This is a genomic window from Paenibacillus sp. FSL R10-2199 (assembly GCF_038000235.1).
Lineage (GTDB): Bacteria > Bacillota > Bacilli > Paenibacillales > Paenibacillaceae > Paenibacillus_AQ > Paenibacillus_AQ phytohabitans.
Window position 1 is genome coordinate 4,120,546 of record NZ_JBBOBO010000001.1, and the last position, 19,387, is coordinate 4,139,932.

Genomic DNA, 19,387 nt, shown 5'->3' on the forward strand with positions numbered 1-19,387 from the left:
AGAGATGCGGATTGCTTATGGGAGTTACATACCGCAGCTTGATGAATCAGTCTATGTGGCGGAAGGCGCTAAGCTCGTTGGCGATGTAAGGATGGGGAAACAATCCAGTATCTGGTTCAATGCCGTGCTTAGAGGAGATTTGGCTCCGGTGATAATCGGAGAGCGCTGCAATATCCAAGATGGTACGGTGGGTCATGTGGCTGAGGGTGTACCGCTAATTCTGGGTGACGATATATCGGTTGGCCATTCCGCGATTATCCACGGCTGCCGGATAGGCAAAGGCACATTAATCGGAATGGGAGCAATTGTATTGAACGGAGCAGAGATTGGTGAATATGCTTTAATAGGAGCCGGCTCCATTGTAACCGAAAACAAAATCATTCCGCCGTACACGCTCTCCTTAGGCACCCCGGCCAAAGTGATCCGTGAGTTGACCGAACAGGATCTGCTGAGGATGGCACGCACCAGTGAAAGCTATGTGAAGAAGGCATTGGAATACGGAAACTCTTAAACAGCGGAGGTGTATCGAATGGACAAAATGAAGGCTACTTATGAAGTGATGCTGGGGCTTGCTGCAGAAATGGTTTGGGATGAAGCGTTAAGAAAGCGTCGTACCGACATCTTGTACCGGAAGATTGACACGGCGCTGGCTGCCGGAGATGAGGCGGCTTTCCGGAATCTGACTGAAGAACTGAAAAGTTTGGCATAGGGAAATGCGCCTGGCGCATTTCTTTTTTTACAATTATGATGTTCTAAATGCTGCATGAGCGGCAAGAAGGGGGCCAACCGATGAAATTCAGTGATTTTGACCGCGAGACTTGGGAAGCGGATGGACATTTCTACGATACCTGTGTAATCCCGTATACAGGACTTCAAGGGACGGAGACACCTCCCGAGACCGTTGCAGCGCTGGAGCGTCAGCGTGATTTTCTCGAGTTAGTCGAGAAGCCTTTTCAAGGGCGTGTGGTGACTTATCCGGCGGTACAATATGCAGGAGCAGAAAGTATAGCTTTACTTAATGCCCTTTGCCAAAAAGTCAAATCCATTGGTTTCCAGTATGTCATCGTGTCATCCGCGAATGAAGTGCTTTTAACAGAAGAGGTTTATGAAAGCGATTTACTCCTTTGCCAGCCTGAAATGAAGAGGAATTCCGATACTCCGGTGAGCTCCCGTATACGGGATGAAATCCAGAGATTATGGTTAAATGGAAAATGAGTTAAATGTGACGAAAAATCAACAATTATTCTGAAATCAGCCACAAATGCCTGTCACAATTTAGACAATATTCTTGACGGGTTTTGGAGCCTAAGCTATGATTAGGGTGAACTTATATGTCATGTGATTTTTTTCATTGAAAACGAATTAATTACCAGAATTGTCTTTGAACGGACTCTGCAGGTGCCTTCTCAAATTTTGAAAAGGGGGTTACACACAGTATGAGCAGCCTTAATGAAGAACAGGAACCGCTTCCGCAAGAACAGCCCCAACGGAAGGATATATCGCGTAGACAGTTTTTGGCCTATACACTAGGCGGTGCCACCGCTTTTATGGGAGCCGGAGCCATTCTGCCGATGATTCGTTTTGCCGTAGACCCGATATTACATAAAAAAGGCGAAGGAGACTTTATCAAGGTAGCGGAAACGTCCAAGATTACCGATGTGCCCCAGGAGTTCACCTTTGAACTGCCGCAGCAGGACGGATGGTATGCCAGTACAGCAATGCTGACGGCGTGGATCCGTAAAGATGAGAGCGGAGAAATTTATGCGCTTTCACCGGTCTGCAAGCACCTTGGCTGTACGGTAGGCTGGAACAATGATAAGGCTTTTCCGGATGAATACCACTGTCCTTGCCACGGAGCGCGTTATACGAAACTGGGCAAGAATCTGGCGGTAGCCCCGAAGCCGCTTGACCAGTACACCACCAAGATTGACGGCGGCTGGGTGTATCTGGGCGACATCGTTCCAAATACTGAAGCTAAGAAGGAGGCGTGAATCCAATGTTTAAAAATGTCTATAACTGGATTGACGAACGTCTGGATATTACGCCGATCTGGAGAGATGTTGCCGACCACGAGGTTCCCGAGCATGTCAATCCGGCCCATCACTTCTCAGCCTTTGTCTATTGCTTCGGCGGACTTACCTTTTTCATAACCGTCATTCAGATTCTGTCAGGCATGTTCCTGACGATGTATTATGTACCCGATATCATAAATGCCTATGCCAGCGTGGAGTACCTTCAGACCAAAGTTGCCTTCGGCCAGATTGTCCGCGGGATGCATCACTGGGGAGCGAGTCTGGTCATTGTCATGATGTTCCTTCATACGATGCGTGTGTTCTTCACCGGCTCCTATAAAGCTCCGCGCGAGATGAACTGGGTCGTCGGGATGCTGATCTTCTTCGTTATGCTGGGGCTGGGATTAACCGGCTACCTGCTCCCTTGGGATAACAAGGCGTACTTCGCAACCAAGGTTACCCTGGAGATCGCGAACTCTGTTCCGGTTATGGGGCCGGTGCTGAAGGAACTGATGCAGGGCGGTACGATTGTTGGCGCCGAGACGCTGACCCGCTTCTTCGCCCTCCATGTATTCTTCCTCCCGGCGGTCCTGCTTATACTGCTTGTCGGACACTTCATTATGATCCGCAGACAAGGAATTTCCGGCCCATTGTAATTGAGGCTCACCAAAACTTAAGAGTATGCTTCCGAAGCGGGTTTTGTAAGAAGCGGTTCGAGAAGCAAAGACTCACAAAACTTTTAGGAGGAACGGTCATGGCGCATAAAGACGACTCCAAAGAGAAGGTGGTATTCGTAGGGGATTCCCGGGTCCGCAGGGGCAACGGGTTCATTACTCCGCCTGACTATTCAGCCTATCCGGGCAAGTCTGAAGCTTTTATACCTAACTTTCTGCTTAAGGAATGGATGGTTGGCGTAGTGGTGCTGGTGGGTATTCTGGTTCTGACGATATCGGAGCCGGCTCCGCTCGGATTTCCCGCGAATGCCACAGCGACGGTAATTCCTATCCCGGACTGGTACTTTCTGTTTCTCTATCAGTATCTCAAGCTGCCCTATGCATCGGGAGATTATATCGTGCTGGGAACGCTTGGCGTGACCGGTGTGGCGTTTGGATCTCTGCTTCTGGCCCCTTTTCTGGATACGGGCCGTGAGCGCCGGTTCTACCGCAGACCGATTGCTTCCTCACTTATGTTCCTGTCCCTGGCGGCCATTGTGTACCTGACCAATACCGCCTGGACGGAATACAAGCACGAAATGGCGGAGACGGGACAGATTCCGGAGGATGTGCAGCGTGAGGAGAAAGCGGCCGAGAACAGGGCAGCTGGCTTGCCTACCACAACTGTCGTCCAAACGAAGGACATTGCCATTGTGGACAAGGATGATCCGGCGATGGCACTCTATAAGCAAGCCAGCTGTGTATCCTGCCATGCGGTAGATATGAAGGGCACCGGAGGGCCGCCTTCCCTGCGCGGGGTCGGGGATAAGCATGATAAGGCAGCGATTCTTACTATTATTAAAGAAGGCAAAGGACAAATGCCTCCGATGTACGAGACCGCTATGGGAGCGGGGCTGTCCGAACAGGATATTGATGATCTGGCCGGCTGGCTTGCCAAACAAAAAAGCGAACAGTAAAATAAAATTAACGCAAACCTGATCGTGCATGCGGTCAGGTTTTTGCTTGAATATAAGAAAGTATATGTTTTACGGTATACTTTATCCTTATATTCCTCGCTGATACGGAGTCCGTCCTATAAAGGACAGCAGGGCCGTATCTACTTGTTTTAGCATTGAAGCTGCTACAGTCGGGAGGAAGTTGTCTATATGCCGGTTCATTGGTTTGACAGATTATTCAGGGACAGAAGGATCATCTGGCTGTTGTTCATCGTGAATCTTCTGGGTACGGTTTACGGATACATGTGGTATGGCAATCAGCTTGCGTTCACGGCTGAGAATTATCCTGTCTGGCTCTTGCCCTTTGTTCCGGACAGTCCTACGGCCAGCCTGTTCTTTACAATTGCATTATTGCTGCTGCTCTACCCGCCGAAGGGGCTTACGGGAACCTTGGTTCGTCAGCTGATCGAGGCGCTGGCCGTAGTCACATCGGTGAAATACGGCATCTGGGCAGTCAGCATGATTGTGGCCGGCGGTTATCAGGGCGATACGGTCAACTGGAAAGACTGGATGCTGATGATTTCTCATACCGGAATGGCGGTTGAAGCACTGATCTATGCCCGCTACTTCTCCTTCCGCAGAATGCTGCCCGTTGCGCTGTTATGGACTTTCGCGAATGATATGGTGGATTATTCTGAAGGCGTATTTCCGTGGCTGCCATCAGTGCTGGATGATGATGTCAGTGCCGTACAGTATTTCACCATAGGCCTTACCTTGTTCAGCACAGCTGCCGCGTGGTTATTCGGCGGCAGGACAAGGCGTCCTGCACTTCCGGGCAAACCTGCTGAGAGGCACTGACAGGCTGTTCTAACTCTTGTCCTTCCGCCATACATTAAGGTGGGAGGGATGTCTCATGCCGCGCAGGAGAAGGTTCATACTGTCAGGGATTGTGTTGTGCTGGCTGCTGGCTGGCATGAATGGAGGTAGGGTTCTGGCCGGAGCGGAAGCGGCGGCGGCTGGTGCCAATTCTGGAACTGAAGCATACATAGAGGCAACAGGATTCACAGTCAGTGATCCCGCTGCCCTCACCGGCAGAAGCGGGGCGCAGCGGCTGGAGCAGGCAGCCGAAGCCCTATATGCTTATGTGCTTGAAGGCGATGTGGTCAAGGCTAGGCAGGAGAGTGAGGAAATCTCGCAGATTTTTATCTCTTCTTCCTTCGAAGGGTTGACATCGGTAGAGGGAATCCATGCGCTCTCTACAGTGATTATGGACATGAAGTCTGCAGTGGCTGCTGTAGAGGCTTCTCCCCAGCGGTGGGAAGCTGCTGCAGCCAGGCTCCGGCTCGCCGCGAACAGTCTGAATCACCCCCGACAGCCCATGTGGCTACAGTATTACAAGCTGGTCCGCGAGGATCTGAATAATATGGAGCAAGGCGCTGCCGCTAATGATCTGAAGAGCTGGAAGGCTGCTCTGGCCAGACTGCAGAGCCGGTACGATAATATCCGGCCTGCGGTGATCATCTCCCGGCCGCCCGAGGCTGTCAATACGTTTGATTCCTGGATCTCGTATGCCCAGGGGATCGCCACCTCAGCGCAGCCGGTGGAACGGGCCCGGCTGCTGGAGATTGTGTCTTACGGGCAGGATGCAGCCCGGGTCATGTTCGGCAAAGAGCGCGATGAGCCGGCCTTGTCGCTGCCGCTCGCCCCGCAGCAGTACGGGGCCTGGGGGCTGCTGGCAGGCGCGTTCATCCTTACCGTGCTGGCCTACGCCGCTTACCGCAAGTACCGGGGCCAGAACGGCGATTGGAAGGCTGTATAGCCGGGAGGGTGGCATTCGCTGAAGCTGGTGTTCTTTCCCTCAGGTGTATGAATCCTCAATACTCACAAAAGCTCCCTTCCCGCTGAGGCGGATGAAGGGAGCTTTTTGAGTACATTTGAAACTGCAACTAACGAAGTAAGTACAATGTTGCTGACGGAACCTGAATTCCTCAGGTTTGCACAGTGTAAACAAAAATGTTGTACATATTACAACTTGAATATCAATATACCAGTGTATTCGGGAAGATTGTTGTATGGAATACAAGAATTCCACTGCTAATCCGCCTGGAGAAGGCGGATTGTTGCCTTTTATACAACAATTTCGGATTATGGCCAAGATTATAAGGGGAATGTTGTACTATGTACAGGATTTCATGTTAACAGCTTCCCCTCAGCTAATCAGGTCTCCCGGAAGCCCTCACCGTGCACATCATGAACATCGCTGATAATGACGAAGGCCTTAGGGTCAACAGACTTGACCAGCAGGCTGAGCCGGCGGATTTCCTGTCTGGAAACAACGCAGTACACCATATGTTTGGCCTGTTTGGAATAGGCTCCGATCGCCGGGATCAATGTGACGCCGCGTTCCATCTCTGCGGTAATCAGCTCGGCAATCTGCGGAGCATCATCACTGATGATGGTGAACGCTTTGGCGGCGTAAGCCCCCTCTTGAATGAAATCAATGACACGTGAAGCAATGAAGACGGCGACCAGGGTGTACAATATTTTTTCACGGGGGATATAGAGCAGGGAAGCGCCAATAATGATCACATCAACTGCCAGGATAATCTGTCCCATACTCCAGCCGAACTTGCGTCCGAGAATCCGCGCTACAATATCTACCCCGCCTGTGGTGCCGCCGAAACGGAAGACGATCCCCAGTCCCAGCCCCAGTGTTACCCCGGCATATAATGAAGCAAGAATAAAATCATGCTCCGTACTGAACGTTACAATCCAGCCTGCATTAATCATTCGTTCGAACAGCCAGAGGAAAAACGACAGGGCGCCGATACCAACGCCTGTGTAGACGATCTGATTCGCCCCCAGCACCTTCCAGCCAAGCAGGAAGAGCGGGAGATTCAGCAGCAGTGTGGTCAAAAAGATCGGTATGCTAAAGGCGTAGTTGAGCAGGATGGTAATCCCGGTGACTCCGCCTTCCATCAGCTGATTGGGTACAATGAAGTACAGAAGTCCGAAGGCGTAGATTGCAGCTCCCAGCATGATGGGGGCAATGGTTTTGCTGATGGTGCTGAATTTAATTGACGATTTCATATAATCCCTCGCGTATGCCTCTAATGGGCAGTTTATAGGTAGTTATTCTCACGGATACAGCCGCAAATCCACAAAGACTTTCAAAAAAGATTTGTCTTCAAAACGTCTTTACGATAACATAGGGGCAAACAGAAGGCAAGAACATACGGGGGGTGAAACAACAATTTATGGATAAAAGTCTTAGTGACATTCAGCGTGAGGTTGATCAGTATATCTCACAGTTTAAAGAAGGCTATTTCAGCCCGCTGTCCATGCTGGCCCGGATGTCCGAGGAAGTCGGAGAGCTGGCGCGGGAGGTAAACCATCAGTTTGGCGAGAAACCGAAAAAAGCGGATGAAGCCGATAACTCGATCGAGCTGGAGCTGGGCGACATTCTCTTCATTACCGTTTGTTTCGCCAATTCACTGGGCATAGACCTTACTGAAGCCCATAACAAGGTTATGCACAAGTTCAATACCCGCGATGCCGGGCGCTGGACACTCAAAAACACCGATTAGGCCTTTACTACATATGCTGTACCAAACGAACGGGATTTAGCCGTGAGGATGGTGAGGATATGAATCATAACGACTATGTAAAAGCGGCATACCGCTCTATTCTGCGCAGTGACTTCGCTGAGGCCATCACTCTGTTCGAAGCGGCCATTGCGGCAAGTCCGGATGATGCTGAGGTAAGGTACCGCTGCTCCATCACCTATGCCCGCAGCGGAATGCTGGAGAAGGCGCTTGAACACGCTGTAGCCGCACGCAAACTGGATGGTTCCAAACCGGAATATGATCTGCACCTTCAGCATTTGCAGGCACTGCAGCTCGTGCAGGAAGCAAAACGGCTGCTGGAGGATGAGGCGGCGGTGCCGGTGAATCCATACCATCCGGTTACCTTGCTGAAAGAAGCGGTATCGCTGGACCCCTTATATGGGGATGCTTATGTATGGCTGGCTATTGCACACAGCCGGATGAACGAGCATCTGCAGGCGATAGCTGTACTGAAAGAAGTGATGTCGCTGCACCCGGATGATACCGGTCTGCGTCAGCTGATGAAGGATCTGCAGAAATCGCTGCAAAAATATATACAATAATATCAGAGCCAGGGAAAGCGGGGAGGAATTAATTTGAGCGACAAGATCAGGGTTATTGTCTCCGGAGCCGGAGGAAGAATGGGCAAAGAAGTTGTGAAGCTGGTACTGCAGGATGATGAACTGGAGCTGGCAGCCGCTGTCGACCGCTCTGCGGGCGACAGCGATGCCGGCCGGATGGTTGGCCTTGAGGATAGTGGTGTTCGGGTTACTTCGGACCTGGAGGCAGCTCTTGCAGGAGCTGCTGCAGATGTGCTGGTGGACTTTACCATTCCGCAGTCAGCCTACAGCAATACTGCACTGGCCATCAAATATGGCGTACGTCCGGTGATCGGGACTACCGGATTTACGCCTGAACAGATCGCCGAGCTGGACAAGCAATGCCAGGATCAGGAGATCGGCGGACTCATTGCACCGAACTTCTCCATCGGAGCCATTCTTCTAATGAAATTTGCGGCCCAGGCTGCCAAATATTTCCCGCACCTGGAGATAATCGAGTATCATGGAGACCAGAAGCTGGATGCGCCATCAGGAACAGCCATTAAAACGGCAGAGATGATCTCTGAGGCACGGCAGGAGCTTCGCCAGGGACACCCGGGGGAAGAAGAGATTATTGAGGGATCGCGCGGCGGTTACTACAACGGGTTCCGGATTCATAGCGTACGTCTTCCCGGGGTTTTTGCCCAGGAGGAAGTGGTATTCGGCGGGTTTGGACAGTCGCTTAAGATCCGCCATGATTCATACGAGCGTGCCGGGTATATGCCGGGAGTCAAGATGGGAATCCAGAAGGTGATGGGGTATACCGGTTTGATTTACGGATTTGAGCATTTTATAGAATAGACGGGGGAGAGCAACATGTTAAAAATCGCATTTATCGCACATGACCGCAAAAAAGATGAGATGGTGAATTTCGTAACCGCCTATGAGCATGTTTTTGAAGGGCATCAATTATATTCCACCGGAACGACAGGACAACGGATCATGGAAGCAACCAAACTCGTCATTCACCGCTATATGTCCGGCCCGCTGGGCGGAGATCAGCAGATTGGCTCCATGGTGGCAACGGATGAGCTTGATTTGATTATTTTCCTGCGCGATCCGCTTATGGCACAGCCGCATGAACCGGATATCACGGCACTGCTCCGTCTGTGTGATGTATATGGAATCCCGGTGGCTACCAATATTGCCACAGCTGAAATTCTGGTAAAGGCAATCGACCGCGGAGATTTCGGCTGGCGCGAGCTGGTACATAAATACAAACCGGGTGTGGATGAATAATGAAACTCGACATTCTGGTATTCGGCGCTCATGCCGATGATGCGGAGATCGGCATGGCGGGAACCATCGCCAAGCACACTGCTGCCGGCTTCAAAGTGGGGATGTGTGATCTGACACAGGCGGAAATGTCTTCGAACGGAACGGTGGAGCTTCGTAAACTTGAGGCTCAGCAGGCTGCAGACATGTTGGGGGCTGCGGTACGTACGAATCTGGGACTTCCTGACCGGGGGCTCTATATGACAGAGCACCATCTGGCGGCAGTAACTGCAGAAATCCGCCGCTATGCCCCTTCCATCGTGTTCGCCCCTTACTGGGAGGACAGGCACCCGGATCATATCGCGTGCAGCAAGCTGGTGGAAGAGGCCGTATTTAACGCCAAGCTGCGTAAGTATATGCCGGACATGCCTTCTATCCCTGAACCGCAATTATATTTCTATTTCATTAACGATCTGGGCCGTACTGATCTGATTGTCGATGTAACGGAACAATATCCGCTCAAAGAGCAGGCGTTATCCTGCTACCGGTCGCAATTTGGCATACTCCCTGGTGAGGATGCTGTGAAGACTCCTTTAACAGAAGGGTATATCGAGCGCGTCCGTTCGAGAGATATGCTGCTCGGACAGCGGAGGCTCATTCCTTATGCAGAAGGGTTCGCCGGCAAGGTGCCGCATACGGTGGATTACTTCGGTGCTGCCGGTAAATAAGGCTCAGATTTGAAAAAGCCCGAAAAACAACTATAATAAATTCATGTCATTACTTGAAGTAATAGATTTATGTAAAATGAAGGGGCGGAGCTATGGACCGGCTGAAGATAGGCATCACTTGTTATCCGTCTCTTGGCGGCTCGGGCGTAGTGGCGACTGAACTGGGCAAGCTTTTGGCCGAGAAGGGCCACGAGGTCCACTTTATTACACACAGCATCCCGTTCCGGCTGGGAACGTTTCAAAAAAATATATTTTATCATGAGGTAGAGGTTAACGATTATTATGTGTTCCGTTATCCGCCTTATGATCTGGCACTGGCGACCAAGATGGCCCAGGTAGCCAAGATGCAGAAGCTGGACTTGTTCCACGTCCATTATGCGGTGCCGCATGCGGTCTGTGCTTTTCTGGCCAAGCAGATCCTTGGCAACGACATTAAAGTGGTTACAACCCTGCATGGCACAGATATTACTGTACTGGGCCAGGATGAATCCCTGAAGGATCTGATCCGCCTGGGCATTAATGAGAGTGATGCGGTGACTGCCGTCTCCCAGGATCTCATCAAGGAAACACGTAAGGCGCTTGATATTACACGGGAAATTGATCTGACCTATAATTTCGTGGACAAACGGGTGTATTATCCACGCGATGTAACGGACCTGCGCGGTGACTACGCTGCTCCGGATGAAAAAATCCTGATGCATATCAGCAACTTCCGTCCGGTTAAAAGGGTAAGTGATGTGGTGGATGTATTCGCGAAGGTGAATAAACATCTGCCTTCACGTCTGCTTCTGGTGGGGGAAGGGCCTGATCTGCCGAAGATTCAGGCCAAAATCAGCGAGATGGGCCTGGAGGACAAAGTGCGGTTTCTGGGTAAGCAGGATGAAATTGCCCAGGTGATTTCACTGGCTGATCTGCTGCTGCTCCCTTCGGAGAAGGAGAGCTTCGGGCTCGTTGCCCTGGAGGCGATGGCTTGCGGCGTTCCGACCATCGGGTCCCAGACCGGCGGGATTCCAGAGCTGATTCAGCATGGCAAAACCGGATTCCTCGCGCCGGTAGGCGATACTCAGACTATGGCTGATTATGCGGTTCAGCTACTCTCGGACGACGCGATGGCAGAGAGCTTCAGACGCGCCTGTCTGGAACGGGCCTGTCATGATTTCAGCAGAGATATGATTACGAATCAATACGAAGATATATATTACCGCGTGCTTGGACGCAAGGTACTCGGACTGGATCCTATCCGGGGGTAAGGAGTAAGGCATGGAATGGACAATGGCATCATCCGGCATGGCGGAAGCCGCCGGCACCGTCATCACCGGTCTGCTGGCGGGCGGGCATGAAGCTTATTTCGTGGGCGGCTGCCTGCGCGATGAACTGCTGGGCAGACCGGTGCATGACATGGATCTGACCACCTCTGCACTGCCGGAGGAGGTTATGGCCCTGTTTCCGCGCTGTGTTCCTACCGGGCTGGCTCATGGCACGGTTACTGTGCTGCAGAATGGTTATAGCTTTGAAGTTACGACGTACCGGACAGAGAGCGGCTATGCCGATCACCGCCGTCCGGAGCACGTCTTTTTTGTGAGCGATGTGAAGGAGGACCTCCGCCGCCGCGATTTCACGATCAACGCCATGTGCTCCGGGCTTAATGGTGTGCTGATTGATCCCTTTGGCGGTGAGCGGGATCTTCAGCTCCGTCGTATCCGCTGTGTGGGCCTGGCGGAGGAACGCTTCGGCGAGGATGCGCTGCGGATGCTGCGCTGCGTGCGCTTCGCCTCCGTGCTGGATTTCGCCATCGCCAAGAATACCTGGCGCGGCCTGATGCGCCAGCGGAATAAGCTGGCGCATATTGCTGTGGAGCGGGTGCGCGCGGAGGTCGAGCGCATCGTAGAGGGCCCGCATCCGCAGCGCGGGCTGGCACTCTTGCTGCGCAGCGGCCTGCTGCCGCGCGGCAAGGCGCCGTTCCCCTGGACCGGCAGTGACCTGGCGGCAGCCGCCGCCCGTACAGCCGGTCTGGGGAACCTGCAGGACGCCCGCCTGCGGTGGGCGCTCCTGCTGCATGCCCTGGGATCGTCCGCCGCTGCGGCGGATGAGCTCCTGCGGGCATGGACGTTCCCGGGGGCGACGCGCAGCAGCGTCGTCGCCGTACTGCGCGTCCGCGAAGCCTGGGACGCGGCGCTGTCTTCGGTGGCGCCGGATGCTCCAGGCGCCACGGAGGGCCTGCGGCGGCGGTGGATCGCCGCCGTGCTGGCCCATGGCCAGTCAGCCGCCGAAGGGTGGCTGACGCTGCTTGCGGCGGAGGAGGATGCCCTCGGTCCTGCCACCGCCGTGCCGCCAGTCCTCAGCCCCGCCGCCGGGCAGCAGCCCGTTTACGCCACGGTCCAAGCCCGGATCCTGCGCTCCTGGACCGCAGCTATGCCGCTCCGCAGTCTTGCGGAGCTGGCGGTGACGGGCAACGAGCTGGCAGAATTGCTGCAGAAGCGGCCCGGGCCATGGCTTGGCGTGCTGCTGAACAAGCTGCTGCTGGCTGCCGCAGCCGGCGGCATTGCAAATGACAAACAATTATTGCTGCAGGAAGCACAAAGGATGGATAGAGATGAAGAGTGATGATACGCTGCCGTCCGGCCGTATGAAGCGGGAGGACTTCGTTTCAAGCTGGCCTGGCGAAATCGTACGGATGGATTCGGTGGCGTCTACACAAGAGGAAGCCAAGAAGCTGGCCGAGAACGGTGCCCCTGAGGGCACCGCGATTATGGCCGAGGAGCAGACCGGCGGCCGGGGCAGAATGGGCCGGAAGTGGCATTCCCCGCGCGGCAAGGGAATCTGGATGAGCCTGGTGCTGCGTCCGAATCTCCCGCTGTCCCTGACCCCGCAGCTGACTCTGCTGGCAGGTGTAGCTGTCTGCACGGCGATCCGTGAGGTTACCGGGGTTCCCGCCGGCATCAAGTGGCCTAATGATCTGCTGGCCGGCGGACGCAAAATTTGCGGCATTCTGCTTGAATCCTCCCTTAGGGAAGGCGGCCTTCATTACTGTATAGCCGGAATCGGCATTGCCGTTAATCTGACCCGTGAAGATTACCCGGCTGAACTGCAGGAGGTGGGAACCTCCCTGCTGATTGAAGGGGGCGGCATTCCCGTTGACCGTACCGGGCTTGCGGAAGCGGTGCTGGCTGAGCTCGAATATCTGTACCTTCAATACATAGAGCAGGGCTTCCGGCCTATTCGGGAGCTCTGGGAATCGATGTCGGTAACGCTGGGCCGCCAGGTGTGTGTGAACACGCCGCTAGGCCGCACCGAAGCCACTGCAGTAGGTCTGGATGACAACGGAGGACTGCGGCTGCGCAATAGCGCTGGTGAGATTACCAGCGTGCTGTCAGGGGAAATCGAAATGATCTGAGCGTCAAGACATGCCGCCTTATGTCATATTTTTAGGTGTAATTGTCTGCAGATTTTGTTATAATAGCTTCAGAGGCGGCATCGCTATGGCGAGCTGTACTTAAGCAACTGAACTTTTATAGAGTTGTTTTACCGGATTTACCTTCATAACTGTATGTAACGGTTACGTTGGATTCTGCTCTGAGCCGTAAGGACCGAGACAGAAGGGACGATCGCGAGTGACTCTTTTTTGCCCTTCGGACCTTTTTAGCGGACCATGCTAAAAGGTTTTTTTGTTTGCGCGGTAACGCGTATTTTATGGAAAAGGGGAATGAGAGCTAATGGCTGAGAAACATCCGCTGAATATTATCAAAATGAAAAAAATGAAAACGGAAGGTGTGCCGCTGAGCATGCTGACCGCTTATGATTATCCTTCGGCCCTCCTGGCTGAGGAGGCAGGCGTCGACCTGATTCTGGTAGGCGACTCGCTCGGGAATGTCGTGCTTGGTTACGATACCACTCTGCCGGTTACCATAGACGATATGGTCTACCATACCCGTTCGGTGAAGCGCGGGGCGCAGAACACATTTATCATCGCGGATATGCCTTTTATGACCTATCACGGAAGTGTGGATGAGACCTTGCGCGGAGTGCGCAGGCTGATGCAGGAAGGTCAGGCCCATGCCGTTAAAATGGAAGGCGGCCTTGAAATCTGCAATGCGGTATCCGCTGTAGTTGCCGCCGGAGTGCCTGTTCTCGGACATATCGGCTTGACTCCGCAATCGGTGAATATGATCGGCGGCTACCGGATCCAGGGCAAGGATGCCAAGGATGCACAGCGGCTGATCGATGAAGCGAAGGCGCTTGAAGCTGCCGGAGCCTTCGGCATCGTGCTTGAACTGGTGACGGAAGAAGTGGCCGCAGCCATCTCCAGGGCAATCAGTATTCCGACCATCGGCATTGGTGCGGGCCGCTATTGTGACGGACAGGTGCTGGTGTTCCATGATGTGCTGCGCTATGCCTCCCCTTACCGGGAGAAACGGTTTGTCAAAACCTATGCCGATGTCGGCAGTCTGATCCGTGAAGGCATCAGCAGCTATGTGCGGGAAGTGAAAGACCGCTCCTTCCCGGCGGAGGAACATGTGTTTAACGCGGATGAAACGGTACTGGAATCCCTATACGGCGGTGCCGGCAAAGGAGCGAAATAAGATGAGAGTAATCAGAACAATTGCACAGCTGCGTGAAGCGCTGGAATATATGCGTCAAGGCGGCCATGGGCCGGTCGGTTTTGTACCTACCATGGGTTATCTGCATGAAGGCCATGCCAGCCTGCTGCGCGCAGCAGGTGAGAAGAGCGGCACAGTGGTGATGAGTATATTTGTCAATCCGCTGCAGTTTGGTCCTAATGAAGATTATGCTTCCTATCCCCGCGATGAGCAGCGTGATCTGGCGCTTGCTGAACGCGAGGGTGCGGATATTGTGTATATCCCTAGTGTCGAGGAAATGTACCCTCAGCCGATCCGCACGGGAGTTTCGGTGTCTTCCCTTACAACACAGCTCTGCGGAGCTTCGCGTCCGGGTCACTTCGACGGAGTGACTACGGTGGTCAGCAAGCTGTTCAATATTGTACAGCCGGATTATGCCTTCTTCGGATTGAAGGATGCCCAGCAGGTAGCTGTTCTCCGCCGGATGGTGGCGGACCTGAATATGAATGTTGAAATTATCGCTTGCCCGATCGTGCGGGAAGAAGACGGACTGGCCCTCAGCTCACGCAATGTCTATCTGAGCGCTGAAGAGCGCAGACAGGCACTGGTGTTGTCCCGTTCCCTGCGCGAAGTCCGCCAGGCACTGGAGAACGGCAAGGTGAGAACGGTGGAGGAGGCCCGGGCGCTGCTGGTTTCAGTTATTGCTGAATCCCCGCTTGCGGTCATCGATTACGCGGAAATCCTGACTTTCCCGGATCTGGAGAGCCTGGAAGGCGGCGGTAAGCTGAGTGCTGCCGGCGGAGAGGTGATTATGGCACTTGCCGTGAAATTCGGCAGAACCCGCCTGATCGACAATAATGTATTTATTCCCAAGGAGGCTCACGCTCTTGTTTAGACATATGATGAAATCCAAAATTCACCGTGCTACCGTCACCGAAGCCAATTTGAATTATGTCGGCAGCATTACCATAGATGAGAATCTGATGGAAGCCGCGGATTTGCTGGAGAACGAGAAAGTGCAGATCGTGGATAACAACAATGGTTCCCGGCTGGAAACCTATGTAATCCCGGGCCCGCGCGGCAGCGGCGTTATCTGTCTGAACGGTGCAGCCGCTCGCCTCGTGCAGCCGGGGGATACCGTTATCATTATTTCTTACGCCATGCTGTCATCCGAAGAGCTGGCGGACCATAAGCCGACCGTTGTATTTGTAGATGCCGACAATCAGCCGGTGAAGCTGGCGGATCATGAGATTCACGCGACGATTGCCTAAAACCCACTGTTTGAGCCATGTAATCAATGGCAGGGATGAAGACACCCCGACTTGTGAAAAATGAAGTCAGGCAAGCTTAAGCTGAATTCATTATCAGTAAGGGTGGGATGTCCGGTGTTTCAACATTTATTTGCTGAGATGAACAAGATGCTGCAGGAGATCAGTGCTGACTATCCTACTGCGGAGGGTGCCCGCCGCAACGACCTTTTATCCAAATATAATATGCTCCACAGGATCAGCGATGATGTAATGGATGAATGGCTGGCCTTTGCCGAGAAGCTTAGCCAGTTCCGCGATCAGGCAGATTTTCAGCCGCAGCCGGAGCAGGAAATCCCTGAGGAGGAAGCGCCAGAGCTTGCTATGGATGCTTTTGTCAGGGGACAGGGTTATTATAAGCTGCTTATGTACCGCAAATGTATCGAACAGTTCAAGGAAGTCACTGCCCGGCACCCGGACAGTCTGGCTGCCCGGCTGTATCTGGCTATGGCTTATCTGCAGGAGGGTGAAGGGGAGACGGCTTGGGGGCATCTGAATCATATGCTCGGCCTCATCCGTGAAACGAAGCTGAAGGCGATGATTTATAATGCGCTTGGCTGCATCAGAGCTTCTCAGGAACGTTTTAATGAAGCAAGTGAGCTGTTCAGCCTTTCTCTGCTGCATGATCCCGCTCTTCCTGAGCCGAACATTAACCTGGAGGTTTGCCGCAAGCGGGGCGGGAAGCTTCAGTTCGGACAACAGCTGGTCTCGCTTTTATAATTAATTTTCATCCGTTTAAGCGATGCAACCTACTTCACCAGGGGTGTGCATCGCCTTTTTTCGTAACTTCTGTTATGCTGATAAAGAGTCTCAAGTGAAAGGGAATAGAACTTATAATGAAATTTGCCGTGCTTGATTTTGAAACTACGGGAACCCAATCTGTGGGAGAGATCATCCAGGTTGGCCTTGCCATTATAGAGGAAGACAGGTCCATCTCCCGGGTGTATGGTTCCTATGTCAAGCCCGGAGCACCCATTCCTCCTTTTATTACGGGCTTGACCGGAATTACAGACAGTGATGTGCAGGATGCGCCGGAACTTGATGAGATGATGATGGAACTGGTGCCGCTGCTCGATGATGTTGTGCTGGTTGGACATAATGTAGCGTTTGATTTTCATTTCTTGCAGAATGCGCTGGACCGCTGCGGTTATTTGCCGTTTCAGGGCCGGATTCTGGATACTATCGATTTTCTCAAAATATGCTTTCCCTCGCTGACCACGTATCAGCTTGGGTCCGTGAGCAGCCATTTCGGCCTTACGCATGAGCGTCCCCATCAGGCGGACAGTGATGCCCTCGCAACTGCGCTTGTGCTGCTGAAATGTCTGGAGGAGCTGGACAGCCTGCCTCTCCTGACCATCCAGCGGCTCAATGAGCTGTTCGCCGATGAAGACAGTGACCTGGCCTGGTATTTCGATGGTCTGCAGCGTGAGCGCGAAATGGAGACCTTCCAGCCGGAAGGAGACCTGACCTTCTACCGGCAGCTGGCCCTTGCTGTAGGCGACTGGGCAGAGCTGGCTCCGCCTCGGGAGGAAGGATCTGACAACCCGCTGCAGAATATTACCTTCGGGGAGTATATGGAAGAGGTAACCAAACGTCTGAAGGACACCCTTCCGCAATATGAGAGCCGTGAAGCCCAGGAACTGATGATCCAGGAGGTCATGACGGCGCTTGATCAGGATAAGCATCTGCTGATTGAAGCAGGAACCGGCACCGGCAAATCGCTGGGCTATCTGCTTCCGGCCATTTATCACAGTGTCCGCAGTAATCAGAAGGTCATGGTCAGCACGCATACGATCAACCTCCAGGATCAGCTGCGTGAGCGCGACATCCCTCTTTTGACGAGTGTTGTGCCCTTTCCGTTCAAGGCAGCGATCTTTAAGGGAAGAGGACACTATTTGTGTCTCCGTAAGTTTGAACATAGAATTAATAAAAGGGACTTCACAAGTCCCAGGGAAGAAGCGCTTACGGCCGCGCAGATGATGGTCTGGCTGACCCAGACGGAGACCGGCGACGATGAAGAGCTGAACTTAAGCGGGCGCGGCGGTGATTTCTGGGAGACCGTAGCCAGTGATACCGATTCTTGTCTGGGACGCTCATGCCCGTGGTTCCGGAAATGTTATTATCACCGGGCCAAGCATGAAGCCGGGATTTCCGATGTGGTGGTGACTAACCACTCCAAGTTATTCGCAGATGTTAAGGCCGGGCATCAGCTGCTTCCGGCTTACGAGCATCTCATCATTGATGAGGCGCATCATCTGGAGGACATTGCCGGCAAACATCTCGGAATGCAGATGAAATATTTCACCGTGGCGCATACGCTCACCCGTCTGTACAAGGACAGCCGGAGCGGACAGCTGCCTGCCCTGCGCCAGACCCTGCAGTCGTCCGGCAGTGAGCAGGCTTCGGAATGGAGCGGTGTTATCGACCGGATCTATCCGGATCTGCTTACCGTCAAGGAGTCCTGGGATACACTTAGCGACAAGCTCTTCGGCCTGCTGCCTGAACGCAGCGATGCCGGAGCCGGTGAAGCTGGCCAGCTTGTCGCACGCCTGCAGCCGGGCAAGAAGCCCAAAGAGTGGGAGGAGCTGGCTGCTCTGGAGAATACACTCCATCTCAGCTTGAGTGATATCATCCGCAAGGGTGATAAAATGCTCAGTGAGATGCGTGATACGGACAGCCAGTCCTCTTCGGACAGTCTTGTGACGGATATCGGCGGTTTGTTCAAGGACCTGGCCTCCATCCGGGAGCAGATCCGTTTCTTTATGGGACTGAATGACGAGAATATCGTCTACTGGCTGGAGGGGAGCGGCAATTACCGCGGCAAATCGCTGCAGATGTATGCCGTTCCGGTGGATGTGAGCACCCAGCTCAGGGAGCTGTTCTTCGACAAGAAGAAGAGTATCATCCTGACCTCGGCCACCTTGTCTGTGGATAAGTCATTCCAGTTCATGATAGATAATCTCGGTCTTGGTGAGGCTGCAGAGCAGGGCCGTCTGATGACAGCCCTGCTTCCGTCGCCGTTCAAATACCGTGAGCAGGCACTGCTTGTCATTCCCCGTGATTTCCCGAGTGTCAAGGGAAGCATAGGGGATGCCCGCTTTGTGGATACACTGGTCCATTCTCTGGCAGAAACTGCCGTGGCTACCCGCGGGCGGATGCTGGTGCTCTTCACCTCCTACAAGATGCTGCGCCAGGTCTATGATCCGCTGAAGGAGGCCCTGGCTTCGCAGGATATCGCGGTGCTTGGACAAGGCGTAGAAGGCGGCAGCCGGAGCAAGCTGATCCGGCGTTTCCAGGACAGTACAGCGTCAGTCTTGCTGGGTACGAGCAGCTTCTGGGAAGGTGTAGACATTCCCGGTGAAGCTTTGACCTGTCTGGCCATTGTCAGACTTCCGTTCCAGCCGCCTAATCATCCGCTGGCTGAAGCGAAGTCGGAGCTGCTCCAGGCACAGAAGAAGAATCCGTTCATGAAGCTGTCCGTCCCGCAGGCCGTAATCCGCTTCAAGCAAGGCTTCGGGCGGCTGGTCCGCACCGCGCAGGACCGCGGAATCGTTATTGTATATGATACCAGGGTAATCGAATCTTATTATGGGAAGTATTTCCTGTATTCGCTGCCCGGTCCCAAGATGGAGCATATGCTGACGGATCAGATCGTTCCGCGGATTGCAGAATGGCTTGAAGAAGGCGGGGTTTAATAATCCGTCTCCGGTTGATATTATGTATAAGTAATTATTG

22 protein-coding genes are annotated in these 19,387 nt (G+C 53.4%); 21 read left to right on the forward strand and 1 reads right to left on the reverse strand.

Annotated features, from left to right (window positions below):
* Positions 1 to 4: 4 nt before the first annotated feature.
* The 8 genes from NYE33_RS17720 to NYE33_RS17755 all read left to right on the forward strand — a co-directional run bounded on the left by NYE33_RS17720 (position 5) and on the right by NYE33_RS17755 (position 5,440).
* Positions 5 to 511, forward strand: a complete 507-nt coding sequence (locus tag NYE33_RS17720) for a gamma carbonic anhydrase family protein (protein ID WP_171716670.1) — start codon at positions 5 to 7, stop codon at positions 509 to 511.
* An 18-nt stretch (positions 512 to 529) separates the two neighbouring features.
* A complete protein-coding gene (locus tag NYE33_RS17725; RefSeq protein ID WP_039309877.1) occupies positions 530 to 709 on the forward strand; it encodes an IDEAL domain-containing protein in 180 nt (59 codons plus the stop codon).
* Between the two features lie 80 nt (positions 710 to 789).
* Positions 790 to 1,215, forward strand: coding sequence for a DUF2487 family protein (locus NYE33_RS17730; protein ID WP_042138611.1), 426 nt, complete (start codon positions 790 to 792; stop codon positions 1,213 to 1,215).
* Between the two features lie 221 nt (positions 1,216 to 1,436).
* Positions 1,437 to 1,991: a ubiquinol-cytochrome c reductase iron-sulfur subunit gene (locus tag NYE33_RS17735; RefSeq protein ID WP_042138610.1), complete on the forward strand. Its 555-nt coding sequence runs from the start codon at positions 1,437 to 1,439 to the stop codon at positions 1,989 to 1,991.
* Between the two features lie 5 nt (positions 1,992 to 1,996).
* Complete coding sequence (gene qcrB / locus NYE33_RS17740) at positions 1,997 to 2,668, forward strand: menaquinol-cytochrome c reductase cytochrome b subunit (RefSeq protein WP_020427667.1); 672 nt, start codon at positions 1,997 to 1,999, stop codon at positions 2,666 to 2,668.
* A gap of 98 nt (positions 2,669 to 2,766) precedes the next feature.
* On the forward strand, positions 2,767 to 3,642 hold the full coding sequence (locus NYE33_RS17745) for a menaquinol-cytochrome c reductase cytochrome b/c subunit (protein ID WP_042138609.1): 876 nt from the start codon (positions 2,767 to 2,769) through the stop codon (positions 3,640 to 3,642).
* 189 nt (positions 3,643 to 3,831) lie between these two features.
* Positions 3,832 to 4,479, forward strand: coding sequence for a DUF1405 domain-containing protein (locus NYE33_RS17750; protein WP_341066811.1), 648 nt, complete (start codon positions 3,832 to 3,834; stop codon positions 4,477 to 4,479).
* 55 nt (positions 4,480 to 4,534) lie between these two features.
* Positions 4,535 to 5,440, forward strand: a complete 906-nt coding sequence (locus NYE33_RS17755) for a sporulation protein YpjB (protein WP_052421946.1) — start codon at positions 4,535 to 4,537, stop codon at positions 5,438 to 5,440.
* Between the two features lie 398 nt (positions 5,441 to 5,838).
* On the opposite strand, the gene NYE33_RS17760 is transcribed toward NYE33_RS17755, so the two are convergent.
* Positions 5,839 to 6,711, reverse strand: coding sequence for a YitT family protein (locus tag NYE33_RS17760; RefSeq protein ID WP_042138607.1), 873 nt, complete (start codon positions 6,709 to 6,711; stop codon positions 5,839 to 5,841).
* Between the two features lie 167 nt (positions 6,712 to 6,878).
* On the opposite strand from NYE33_RS17760, the gene NYE33_RS17765 reads away from it, so the two are divergent.
* The 13 genes from NYE33_RS17765 (at position 6,879) to dinG (ending at position 19,347) form a co-directional block, all read left to right on the forward strand.
* Positions 6,879 to 7,208 (forward strand): nucleotide pyrophosphohydrolase, encoded by a 330-nt coding sequence (locus NYE33_RS17765; protein ID WP_039309889.1) that lies wholly within the window; start codon positions 6,879 to 6,881, stop codon positions 7,206 to 7,208.
* Between the two features lie 59 nt (positions 7,209 to 7,267).
* On the forward strand, positions 7,268 to 7,789 hold the full coding sequence (locus NYE33_RS17770) for a tetratricopeptide repeat protein (RefSeq protein ID WP_042138606.1): 522 nt from the start codon (positions 7,268 to 7,270) through the stop codon (positions 7,787 to 7,789).
* A 33-nt stretch (positions 7,790 to 7,822) separates the two neighbouring features.
* The gene (gene dapB, locus NYE33_RS17775) at positions 7,823 to 8,626 is read left to right on the forward strand and encodes a 4-hydroxy-tetrahydrodipicolinate reductase (protein WP_042138605.1); all 804 of its coding nucleotides are present in this window, start codon (positions 7,823 to 7,825) and stop codon (positions 8,624 to 8,626) included.
* Positions 8,627 to 8,641: 15 nt separating this feature from the next.
* Positions 8,642 to 9,064, forward strand: a complete 423-nt coding sequence (gene mgsA, locus NYE33_RS17780) for a methylglyoxal synthase (RefSeq protein ID WP_039309895.1) — start codon at positions 8,642 to 8,644, stop codon at positions 9,062 to 9,064.
* Positions 9,064 to 9,768, forward strand: a complete 705-nt coding sequence (gene bshB1, locus NYE33_RS17785; RefSeq protein WP_042138603.1) for a bacillithiol biosynthesis deacetylase BshB1 — start codon at positions 9,064 to 9,066, stop codon at positions 9,766 to 9,768. The genes mgsA and bshB1 overlap by 1 nt, the downstream gene beginning before the upstream one ends.
* A gap of 92 nt (positions 9,769 to 9,860) precedes the next feature.
* A complete protein-coding gene (gene bshA, locus NYE33_RS17790; RefSeq protein ID WP_042138601.1) occupies positions 9,861 to 11,018 on the forward strand; it encodes an N-acetyl-alpha-D-glucosaminyl L-malate synthase BshA in 1,158 nt (385 codons plus the stop codon).
* Positions 11,019 to 11,028: 10 nt separating this feature from the next.
* Positions 11,029 to 12,372, forward strand: a complete 1,344-nt coding sequence (locus NYE33_RS17795) for a CCA tRNA nucleotidyltransferase (RefSeq protein ID WP_341066812.1) — start codon at positions 11,029 to 11,031, stop codon at positions 12,370 to 12,372.
* Positions 12,362 to 13,162, forward strand: coding sequence for a biotin--[acetyl-CoA-carboxylase] ligase (locus NYE33_RS17800; RefSeq protein WP_076243336.1), 801 nt, complete (start codon positions 12,362 to 12,364; stop codon positions 13,160 to 13,162). Before NYE33_RS17795 ends, NYE33_RS17800 begins: the two co-directional genes overlap by 11 nt.
* 319 nt (positions 13,163 to 13,481) lie before the next feature.
* Positions 13,482 to 14,348, forward strand: a complete 867-nt coding sequence (panB, locus tag NYE33_RS17805; RefSeq protein WP_341066813.1) for a 3-methyl-2-oxobutanoate hydroxymethyltransferase — start codon at positions 13,482 to 13,484, stop codon at positions 14,346 to 14,348.
* Between the two features lies 1 nt (position 14,349).
* Positions 14,350 to 15,240: a pantoate--beta-alanine ligase gene (gene panC, locus NYE33_RS17810; RefSeq protein WP_341066814.1), complete on the forward strand. Its 891-nt coding sequence runs from the start codon at positions 14,350 to 14,352 to the stop codon at positions 15,238 to 15,240.
* Positions 15,233 to 15,616, forward strand: a complete 384-nt coding sequence (panD, locus tag NYE33_RS17815) for an aspartate 1-decarboxylase (protein ID WP_039308797.1) — start codon at positions 15,233 to 15,235, stop codon at positions 15,614 to 15,616. Before panC ends, panD begins: the two co-directional genes overlap by 8 nt.
* Positions 15,617 to 15,730: 114 nt before the next feature.
* Positions 15,731 to 16,372, forward strand: a complete 642-nt coding sequence (locus NYE33_RS17820) for a hypothetical protein (protein WP_039308800.1) — start codon at positions 15,731 to 15,733, stop codon at positions 16,370 to 16,372.
* A 116-nt stretch (positions 16,373 to 16,488) separates the two neighbouring features.
* A complete protein-coding gene (gene dinG / locus NYE33_RS17825) occupies positions 16,489 to 19,347 on the forward strand; it encodes an ATP-dependent DNA helicase DinG (RefSeq protein ID WP_042138596.1) in 2,859 nt (952 codons plus the stop codon).
* Positions 19,348 to 19,387 lie beyond the last annotated feature (40 nt).

What these genes read in the sequence shown, in the direction of transcription:
- NYE33_RS17795 (WP_341066812.1), top strand. Translation starts at nt 11,029, where the DNA reads ATGGAATGGACAATGGCATCATCCGGCATGGCGGAAGCCGCCGGCACC.
- NYE33_RS17730 (WP_042138611.1), top strand. Translation starts at nt 790, where the DNA reads ATGAAATTCAGTGATTTTGACCGCGAGACTTGGGAAGCGGATGGACAT.
- NYE33_RS17770 (WP_042138606.1), top strand. Translation starts at nt 7,268, where the DNA reads ATGAATCATAACGACTATGTAAAAGCGGCATACCGCTCTATTCTGCGC.
- NYE33_RS17755 (WP_052421946.1), top strand. Translation starts at nt 4,535, where the DNA reads ATGCCGCGCAGGAGAAGGTTCATACTGTCAGGGATTGTGTTGTGCTGG.
- mgsA (WP_039309895.1), top strand. Translation starts at nt 8,642, where the DNA reads ATGTTAAAAATCGCATTTATCGCACATGACCGCAAAAAAGATGAGATG.
- panC (WP_341066814.1), top strand. Translation starts at nt 14,350, where the DNA reads ATGAGAGTAATCAGAACAATTGCACAGCTGCGTGAAGCGCTGGAATAT.
- NYE33_RS17765 (WP_039309889.1), top strand. Translation starts at nt 6,879, where the DNA reads ATGGATAAAAGTCTTAGTGACATTCAGCGTGAGGTTGATCAGTATATC.
- qcrB (WP_020427667.1), top strand. Translation starts at nt 1,997, where the DNA reads ATGTTTAAAAATGTCTATAACTGGATTGACGAACGTCTGGATATTACG.
- NYE33_RS17760 (WP_042138607.1), bottom strand. Translation starts at nt 6,711, where the DNA reads ATGAAATCGTCAATTAAATTCAGCACCATCAGCAAAACCATTGCCCCC.
- NYE33_RS17750 (WP_341066811.1), top strand. Translation starts at nt 3,832, where the DNA reads ATGCCGGTTCATTGGTTTGACAGATTATTCAGGGACAGAAGGATCATC.
- NYE33_RS17725 (WP_039309877.1), top strand. Translation starts at nt 530, where the DNA reads ATGGACAAAATGAAGGCTACTTATGAAGTGATGCTGGGGCTTGCTGCA.
- panB (WP_341066813.1), top strand. Translation starts at nt 13,482, where the DNA reads ATGGCTGAGAAACATCCGCTGAATATTATCAAAATGAAAAAAATGAAA.
- NYE33_RS17800 (WP_076243336.1), top strand. Translation starts at nt 12,362, where the DNA reads ATGAAGAGTGATGATACGCTGCCGTCCGGCCGTATGAAGCGGGAGGAC.
- NYE33_RS17745 (WP_042138609.1), top strand. Translation starts at nt 2,767, where the DNA reads ATGGCGCATAAAGACGACTCCAAAGAGAAGGTGGTATTCGTAGGGGAT.
- NYE33_RS17720 (WP_171716670.1), top strand. Translation starts at nt 5, where the DNA reads ATGCGGATTGCTTATGGGAGTTACATACCGCAGCTTGATGAATCAGTC.
- NYE33_RS17735 (WP_042138610.1), top strand. Translation starts at nt 1,437, where the DNA reads ATGAGCAGCCTTAATGAAGAACAGGAACCGCTTCCGCAAGAACAGCCC.
- bshB1 (WP_042138603.1), top strand. Translation starts at nt 9,064, where the DNA reads ATGAAACTCGACATTCTGGTATTCGGCGCTCATGCCGATGATGCGGAG.
- dinG (WP_042138596.1), top strand. Translation starts at nt 16,489, where the DNA reads ATGAAATTTGCCGTGCTTGATTTTGAAACTACGGGAACCCAATCTGTG.
- bshA (WP_042138601.1), top strand. Translation starts at nt 9,861, where the DNA reads ATGGACCGGCTGAAGATAGGCATCACTTGTTATCCGTCTCTTGGCGGC.